Genomic DNA, 1,318 nt, shown 5'->3' with positions numbered 1-1,318 from the left:
TCGAACACGGGGTGCGGGGCGCCGAACGCGCGGGTGACGCACCAGAACAGCAGCGCCCCGGCGAGGATCCACCCCAGCCAGGGCAGCAGGACGGCGAACGCGAGGAAGCCGAGGAAGCACCAGGCCAGCGCACCGAAGTCCGAGTGGAACAGGGTCAGCGGGCCGGCCGCCTGGCCGACCTCGCCGTCCGCGTCGGCCTGACCCTCGGGGGCCTGGCGCACGCGCACGACCTCCACTGCGAGCGCGGCGGCGATCACGAGGCCCGCGACCGCGAGGATCAGCGGGAAGAAGTCCGGGCCGGGGAAGTCGGCGCCCTCGGTGTCCATGGCCAGGGATCCCAGCAGCAGGTAGAGGCTGAACGCGGCCAGCACGGCCGGCATGACGAGCGCGGAGAGCCCGGCGGCGCGCCCCCAGCGGGAGGGGGCGTCGGCGGCGGGTGGGACGGTGGATGCGTGGCTCACTTGATCTCCTCCGTCAGCGTGCCGATGCGCTCCTTCTCGGCGGCGATGAACTCCTCGAGTTCGGCGCCGGAGAGGGGCACGGGGTTCCAGTAGTTGCGCTGCACCGCTTCCTTCCACTCGGGGGTGTCGACCGCCTCGGCGATGAGGGCCTCGAGCTCGGTGCGCTCCTCCGCGGAGACGCCCGGGGGCACGAACAGGGCGCGCCAGTTGGTGAGCGTGACGTCGTAGCCCTGGGAGCGCAGGGTCGGGATCTCCTCGACGCCGGCCAGCGGCTCGGCCGCCACCACGCCGAGGGCGCGCAGTCGGCCAGCCTCGACCTGCGGGTAGATGTCCGCGAAGCCGCCGGCGGAGGCCTGGGCGGTGCCGTTGAGCAGGGCCTGGATGGCCTCACCGCCGCCGTCGGACGGGATGTAGGTGGTGTCCGCGACCGGCACGTCGGCCGTGCGGGCGATGTCCGCCATGACGAGCTGGTCGAAGGAGCCGCCGCCGGTCCACGCCACGTGGGCGGGATCGGCGCGCCAGGCGGTCACCAGGTCGTCCATGCTCTGGTACGGCGAGTCCGCCGGGACCACCACGAGGCTGTACTCCTCGACGACGCGGCTGACCGCGGTGACCTGGGAGAGCTCGGGGCCGGTGCCACGGGCCGCGTGGGCGGCGATCTGGCCGGTGCCGCCCACCATGAGGTTGTTCGCGTCCTCGATCGTGGTCAGCTGACCGAGGGCGATGTTGCCGCCGGCGCCGGGGATGTTGACCACCTGGACGTTGTTCACGAGCCCGTTGACGCGCATCGTCTGCTGCATCTCACGCTGGACCGAGTCCCAGCCGCCGCCGGCGGCCGCGGGGGCGATGAGGGTCAG

The 1,318-nt window shown here is 73.1% G+C and carries 2 protein-coding genes; both read right to left on the bottom strand.

Annotation, left to right across the window (positions count from 1 at the left end; genetic code table 11):
• The coding region (locus AB0L75_RS44270; RefSeq protein WP_365191950.1) for a tripartite tricarboxylate transporter TctB family protein at positions 1-461 on the bottom strand (461 nt) is incomplete at its 3' end.
• The coding region (locus tag AB0L75_RS44265; RefSeq protein WP_365191949.1) for a tripartite tricarboxylate transporter substrate-binding protein at positions 458-1,318 on the bottom strand (861 nt) is incomplete at its 5' end. The genes AB0L75_RS44270 and AB0L75_RS44265, both read right to left, overlap by 4 nt.

The organism is Streptomyces sp. NPDC052101, assembly GCF_040680235.1.
Lineage (GTDB): Bacteria > Actinomycetota > Actinomycetes > Streptomycetales > Streptomycetaceae > Streptomyces.
The sequence above is the reverse complement of the archived record's forward strand: the minus strand, read 5'-3'. Positions and strand labels throughout refer to the sequence as shown.